The sequence below is a fragment of the Luteibacter sp. genome (assembly GCF_051958795.1).
Classification (GTDB): domain Bacteria; phylum Pseudomonadota; class Gammaproteobacteria; order Xanthomonadales; family Rhodanobacteraceae; genus Luteibacter.
This window is the reverse complement of record NZ_JBQCFT010000043.1, coordinates 1-6,418: the sequence shown is the minus strand read 5'-3', so window position 1 is coordinate 6,418 and position 6,418 is coordinate 1. Positions and strand designations below refer to the sequence as shown.

General features: G+C 68.8%; 5 protein-coding genes and 1 pseudogene. 1 reads left to right on the top strand and 5 read right to left on the bottom strand.

Annotated features, from left to right (window positions below; genetic code table 11):
* The 5 genes and pseudogenes from ACTHLF_RS02560 to ACTHLF_RS02540 form a co-directional block, all read right to left on the bottom strand.
* Positions 1–203, bottom strand: a pseudogene (locus ACTHLF_RS02560) (polyhydroxyalkanoate depolymerase); the annotation flags it as partial.
* An 84-nt stretch (positions 204–287) separates the two neighbouring features.
* A complete protein-coding gene (locus ACTHLF_RS02555; RefSeq protein ID WP_440324583.1) occupies positions 288–1,052 on the bottom strand; it encodes a class I SAM-dependent methyltransferase in 765 nt (254 codons plus the stop codon).
* A 27-nt stretch (positions 1,053–1,079) separates the two neighbouring features.
* Complete coding sequence (locus ACTHLF_RS02550; RefSeq protein ID WP_440324581.1) at positions 1,080–3,356, bottom strand: molybdopterin cofactor-binding domain-containing protein; 2,277 nt, start codon at positions 3,354–3,356, stop codon at positions 1,080–1,082.
* Positions 3,353–3,901 carry a (2Fe-2S)-binding protein gene (locus ACTHLF_RS02545; protein ID WP_440324579.1) on the bottom strand — a complete coding sequence of 183 codons (549 nt, stop codon included), beginning with the start codon at positions 3,899–3,901 and terminating at the stop codon, positions 3,353–3,355. The genes ACTHLF_RS02550 and ACTHLF_RS02545 overlap by 4 nt, the downstream gene beginning before the upstream one ends.
* 47 nt (positions 3,902–3,948) lie before the next feature.
* Positions 3,949–5,265 (bottom strand): APC family permease, encoded by a 1,317-nt coding sequence (locus tag ACTHLF_RS02540; RefSeq protein ID WP_440324577.1) that lies wholly within the window; start codon positions 5,263–5,265, stop codon positions 3,949–3,951.
* A gap of 198 nt (positions 5,266–5,463) precedes the next feature.
* On the opposite strand from ACTHLF_RS02540, the gene ACTHLF_RS02535 reads away from it, so the two are divergent.
* On the top strand, positions 5,464–6,418 hold a 955-nt coding region (locus tag ACTHLF_RS02535), incomplete at its 3' end, for an aspartate kinase (protein ID WP_440324585.1).

Here is a 6,418-nt window from a genome sequence, read left to right as displayed (position 1 = left end):
TGCACGCTGTGGATGTCGAACTCGGGCTTCTCGTAGGCCTTGCCCAGGCGGTACATCAGCTCGTACCCGGCAGCGGCGCGGTCGGCGCCCGGCATGCGGGCAAACGGGCTGGCCAGGTCGCCAAACATCTTGGCGCCGGCTTCAGCCCAGTACGACAACGGGCTGAGCATGGAGCGCTGCCATTCGTGCATCAAATAGAGCATGCCGCTGCAATCCGGGAACGGGGGAGGTGGCGCATCATAACCAGTTGCGCCGCGCCATGTGTAAAGCCCCTGTTTTTGCTCGATTTAAGCGTCGGCCTTGCGGCAGACCAGCAGGACTTCGTCCACCCCGGGGGCCGGGTCGAAGCCGGGCTGGAAGTCCAGCGGCTTCTGGAAACGCATGCCCAGCGGCATGAACACCCGGTTGTACCACCACATGGCGCGGGCCCGGTGGTGGGTCAGGAAATACTGGCCCAGGTCCAGTAGCTTCGACGACTTGGGCTGCATGCCATAGACCGCGCTGCGCTCGATCGTGAACCCGTGGCGGGCGAGCAGGTCGCGGATGGCATCGGGCTCGTAACGGCGGTAATGCCCCACGAAATCATCGAATGCCGTCCAGGCTTCCGGGTGCAGCGGGGTCGAGAGCAGCAGGCTCGCGCCGGGCGCCGCCACGCGGGCCAGTTCGCCCAGGGCGCCCTCGTCATCGACGACGTGCTCCAGGATGTCGAAAGCGCAGACAAAATCGAAGCTGCCGTCACGGAACGGCAGGGCGCCGATCATGGCGTTGGCCACGCGCGCGCCGGCCCGGCGCAGCTCGGCGAGGGCGGGGCGCGAAAGATCGACGAACTGGGTATCGGCCAGCGGCAGGCGCGGCCGCAGGCCGGGCGCCACCTCGAGGCGTCGCGTCGTCCGCGCGGCCAGCTCGGCCACCAGCGGCCATGTATTGAACCGCTCGGGCGCGCAAAGCTGCGCATCGGCCCACAACGCGTCGTAAAAGCGCTTGTTGCCGGCGATCAGGTCGGCGTCGGTACGGGCAGGCGTGCCTTCCGAGGTGAACGATGCAATGGACATACGGAGCCTCGGGGACGTTGGAGAGGATTAACGCAGGCGAGCCAGTTCGCGCAGCAGGGGTAGCCTGCGCACGCGGACCGCGGTGGCCCGGAACACGGCGTTAGCCAGTGCCGGGGCGGCGGACGGCACGCCGATGACGCTGGCGCCCGTGGGTTCGGCGACCGACGGGACGATGATCGTCTCGACCTCGTAAGGCATCGGCTGCGTGGGCGACACGGGGTAATCCTTGAAGCCGGTCTGCTGCACCTTACCGTCCCTGACCGTGATGGCCAGGTTGAGGGCCGTTGAAAGGGCGTCGATGGTAGCGCCTTCCAGCTGGGCGGCGAGACCCAGCGGATTCACGGCGCGGCCGACATCGGCGACGCAGACGACCCGGTGGATATCGATGCCATCGGCCGTGGGAGCCACCTCGATGGCATGCGCGACGTAAGCGCCGAACACGTACGCGCAGGCAATGCCTAGGCCATTCTCGCTGCGCAGCCAGCGGCTCCAGTCGAGCTTGTCGGCGGCGAGCTTGAGTACGTTGGCCATGCGCGCGGTATCGATCGGCCCGCCGCGCCCGTTGTAGGGCAGCTGGCGTGCCTCGCCGAGCACTTTCAGGCGGTAGTCGAGCGGGTTGGCCTTCACCGCGTGCGCGAGCTCGTCGATGAAGCTCTCGCTGGCGAAGGTCGGCGTCACATGCGGCGAACCGCGCCACTCGCCGCGCGACAGCAGCGAGTCGAGCGCGTAGTAATCGCTGCGGAAGTTGGGCACGAGGCCGGCCGGCAACGCGTCGGCGACGAGCTCCGACTGCCAGAGGCGATCGGCGTTCGTTCCACGGCCCGCGAGCGCGGAGGGGCTGGCCATGCGCTGGTGCCAGCCGACGATGCCCTGCTTGCGGTCGAGCGACGCATTAAGGCGGTGCACCGCGAACGGGCGGTAGTAGTCGCGGGTGAGATCGTCGTCGCGGGTCCAGAGCACGCGGATGGCGCGACTCTGGATCTCCTTCGGCTTGTTGGCCATGGCGATGGCCACCGCCTCCGCGATGTAATCCTGCTCGAGCCGGCGGCCGAATCCACCACCACCACGCGGCACGCGGATATCGATCTTGTCCGGGCCGAAGCCGGTCATGCGCTGCACGACGGTGTAAGCCTGGCGCGGCGACTGCGAGGCGGCGACAAGCGTGATGCGTGTGTCGGGGTCCAGGCGGATGAGGCAGTTCGGCGTCTCGGCGGTGGCGTGCGCCACCCACGGCTGCACGTAGGTCGCTTCGAGCGCACGCGCCGCCTTCTTGCGTGCCGCCGCGACGTCGCCATCTTCACGGACCGTCGTAGGCGTGGCCGTGTCGTTGTCGAACAGCTCGAGCGCCTTTTTTTCGAGGTCGCCGCTGCTGGGCTCGGTCGTATCGCCCGGCTTCCACGTGGCCTTCAGCGCCTCGCGGCCCTTGAGCGCCGACCATGTGTCCGTGGCGATCACCGCCACGGCGCGCGCCTGCGCGGCCATGCCGGCCACCTGACCCTGTTCCGGGGTGATATCGACGACGGCGAATACACCAGGCACCTTGCCTGCGGCGTCACGATCCGCGGTATCGAGCGTGCCGCCCGGGTAGGGGCAGCGTGCGAGCACGGCGACCACGGGGTCGCCGATGTTTTCGTCGGCGGCGTAGCGCAGCGTGCCGGTCACGACAGCGCGGGCGTCGATGTCGCCGGCGGGCTGGCCGATCAGCTTGTAGCGCTCGGCCGCCTTCAACGGCGGCGGGCTGGACGGCGCATCGATGCTTGCGGCGGCGCTGGCCAGGTCGCCATAGGCGATGCGGCGGCCATCGGCGGCGATGGCCATGCCGGATTCGCCGCGGAGCTGTTCCGCCGGCACGCCGAGGCGGCGCGCGGCGGCCTGCAGCAGCAGCCAGCGCGCCAGCGCACCGGCCTGGCGCAGGTCGGCCCACGCGGCGGGAATGCTGGTGGCATCGCCGCTGTGCTGGCGGCCGTAGATGAATTTCGGTTCCCCGTTGCCCGGCTCGACACCCAGGCCCAGGTATTCGACGACGACCTTGTCCCAATCGGCATCGAGCTCTTCGGCGATGATGCGGGCCAGTGACGTCCCGGTGCCTTCGCCGTTATCCGGATCGCGCACGCCGATGAAAATGCGGCCATCCTGCGCGACGCGCACGTACGGCCCGACCTGCGACCACGCATCGCCCAGCAGGCTGAGCGGCGCGGGGCGATCGGCGGCCTGCACGGTGCCGATGCCGACGACGAGGGCGCCCGCGGTGCCAGCGGCGTATTTCAGGAACCGGCGGCGCGAAAGGCGGATCTCGCCACTCATGCCTTGGCATCCTTCAGTGTGACCGCGGCGCGCTTGATCGCCTTGCGGATGCGGCCGTAGCTGCCACACCGGCAGAGGTTGCCGATCTTGTCGATGTCCGCGTCGGAGGGATTCTTCTGGCGGTTGAGCAGATCCACGGCCGCCATGATCTGGCCTGGCTGGCAGAAGCCGCACATGATCGCGTCCTCGTCGATCCAGGCCTGCTGCACCGGGTGCAGGGAGCCGTCCTTGCCGGAAAGCCCTTCCACCGTCGTCACGCGCTTGCCCGCCATGCCTTCCATCTTCGTCTGGCAGCTGGCCACGGCCTTGCCATCGACGATGACGGTGCAGAAGCCGCAGTTGCCCTGGTCGCAGCCGTACTTGGCGCCGGTGAGGCGGAGCACGTCGCGCAGGTACCACAGCAGCGGCATGCCCTTGTCACCGGTGTGGCGGTAGCGCTCGTCGTTGACGATCAGGTCGATGCCTTCGCGTACGGGCTTGGGCGGCACCTCGGCGGCGCCCTGGGTGGGGACGGGTACGGGAGACGTCGGACCTTGCTGTGCCATCTGCTTTCCTCAGCTGAACCGGGCCATTGTGGCATCCGGGCCCTCGTTCAGCGAGCGACTTTACTGAACAGGCGCCGCCACACGGCGTACACGGGGAGCCCGGCAAGCACGACGGCGCAGACCACGGCGGCGCTGAGCGGCTTGGACCACGCATAGGCCACGACCACCGCGATGACGGTGGCGAGGAAGACCAGCGGCAGCAGCGGGTAGGCCGGCGTGACGAAGCTGGGGCGCTCCTTCACATGCCGGCGGTACCAGAACAGCGTGGCAATGGTGACGGCGTAGGCCGCCCAGTCGCCGAAGGTGGCGAAATCCAGCAGCTGCCCGTAGTTGGCGGCGAACACAAGGAAGATGGCCCAGAGCGAGAGCGCGACCAGGGCGACGTTGGGCGTGCGGTGCACCGGGTGCAGGCGGGCGACGCTCGCGAAGAAAAGGCCATCCTCGCCCATCACCTGGAGCACGCGGGCACCCGCGACGAGCGTGATGTTGCAGAAGCCGAGGGTCGAGATGGCGATGCCGACCGCGATGATCTTTGCCCCGGCGCTGCCAAACACGCGGCTCATGACATCGGCCGCGGGGGCGTTGCTGGCGGCCAAGCCGGCGTGGCCGAGGACGGCGAGATAGGCATAGTTGGTCAGCACGTATGCCGCGATCACGACCAGCATGCCCAGCACCAGCGCACGCGGCAGCGTCCGCTGCGGGTCACGGACCTCGCCGGCGTGATTGTTGAGGTAGCTGAAGCCGGAGAAGGCGAACAGGACCGGCAGGAGCGCGCCGGCGATGTTGCCGTCGGCCACGGGAGCCGCGCTGCCGGCCAGTGCCTGCGTGGTGCCCGCGCCTGCGAAGGCGAGTCCGGTGACGACCAGCACGGCGATCGCCACCAGCTTCAGGATGGCGAAGACGTTCTGGATGCGCGCACCGAGCTTGATGCCGAAGAGGTTGATGCCGGTCACGAAAACCAGCGCGCCGACGGCGAGCGGTTTGACCAGGTGCTCAGGCAGGCCGAATACCGAGGTCGCGTAGGTGCCGAAGATCGTGGCCACGGCGGCGGCGCTGCCGCTGTAGATCACCAGCAGCATGGTCCAGCCGAACAGGAACCCGGCGACCCGGCCGAAGGCTTCGCGCAGGTACACGTAGCTGCCGCCCGCCTGGGGCCGGCGCGCGCCGAGTTCCGAGTAGCAGAGGCAACCCACCAGCGTGAGCAGGCCGGCGGCGACCCAGAGCGCCAGCAGCTCCCAGCCCGAGGAGGTGCGCTGCGCCGCGATGCCCGGGTTGAGGAAGATGCCGCCGCCAATGATCCCGCCCACGACGATGAGCGCGGCGTCCATAAGGTTGATGCGGCGGGCGTAACCGGGGTTTTCCATGGGAGCGTGAGATCGGGATGGGCCCGCAGGATCGCACATCCCGGCGGGAGCGAGGTCGCGGGCGAGGCATTCGCCGGCTCGTTGCCTTTTTGACGTTGCGGCGCAACACTCCGGGGATTCATTTCCCCACCACCGCAAAAGAGAACCGTGAGCGAAAACGCAAACGCGCCGTTGCCTGTCAACGCGCCCTGGATCGTCATGAAGTTCGGCGGCACCTCGGTAGCCACCGCCGCACGCTGGCGCAATATCCTCGAGCTGGCCGCCAGCCGCCGCGCCGAAGGCGCCCGCGTGCTGATCGTGGTCTCGGCCCTGTCCGGTATCACGGATGGCCTGAAACAGCTTTGCACGCACACGGAACCCAAACGCCGCTCGGATGCGGCCTCCGCACTGGCCGATCGCCACCACGCCCTGCTGGGCGAGATGTCGCTGGCACTCCCGGAAACCCTGGGTGCGCGCCTGGCCGACCTGGCGGGCCTGGCCGAGGGCGGGCCGACCGAACTGGGCGAACTGGCCTGGCAGGCCGCCGTGCAGGCGCATGGCGAGCTGTTGTCCAGTGCGCTCGGCGCCGCGTTCCTCAGCGCCAATGGCCTGCCCACCGAATGGGTGGACGCCCGTGGATGCCTGAACGCCGTGGCGTTGCCGAACCAGAACGAGCGCACCCGCGTGCTCTCGGCCATGGTCGAGCCGCGCCCGGATCCGGCACTGGCGGCGGCGCTTGCCGCGCGTGGCGAAGTGTTCATCACGCAGGGCTTCATCGCCCGCGACGAGGGCGGCCGCACCGTGCTGCTCGGCCGTGGCGGCTCGGATACCTCGGCCGCCTATTTCGGCGCGCTGCTCAAGGCCTCGCGCGTGGAAATCTGGACCGACGTCGCCGGCATGTTCACCGCCAACCCGCGCCAGGTCGCCGGTGCGCGCTTGCTCCAGCGGCTGGATTACGAAGAAGCACAGGAAATCGCCTCCACGGGCGCGAAGGTGCTCCACCCGCGTTGTCTCTCGCCGTTGCGCGAACCGCGCGTGCCGTTGCTGGTGAAAGACACCAACCGGCCGGAGCTGGAAGGCACGGTGATCGGCCCCGAGGTCCGCGAGCACGCGCCGAGCATCAAGGCGATCAGTGCGCGCAAGGGCATCACGCTCGTGTCGATGGAATCCGTCG

What these genes read in the sequence shown, in the direction of transcription:
- ACTHLF_RS02555 (WP_440324583.1), bottom strand. Translation starts at nt 1,052, where the DNA reads ATGTCCATTGCATCGTTCACCTCGGAAGGCACGCCTGCCCGTACCGAC.
- ACTHLF_RS02550 (WP_440324581.1), bottom strand. Translation starts at nt 3,356, where the DNA reads ATGAGTGGCGAGATCCGCCTTTCGCGCCGCCGGTTCCTGAAATACGCC.
- ACTHLF_RS02545 (WP_440324579.1), bottom strand. Translation starts at nt 3,901, where the DNA reads ATGGCACAGCAAGGTCCGACGTCTCCCGTACCCGTCCCCACCCAGGGC.
- ACTHLF_RS02540 (WP_440324577.1), bottom strand. Translation starts at nt 5,265, where the DNA reads ATGGAAAACCCCGGTTACGCCCGCCGCATCAACCTTATGGACGCCGCG.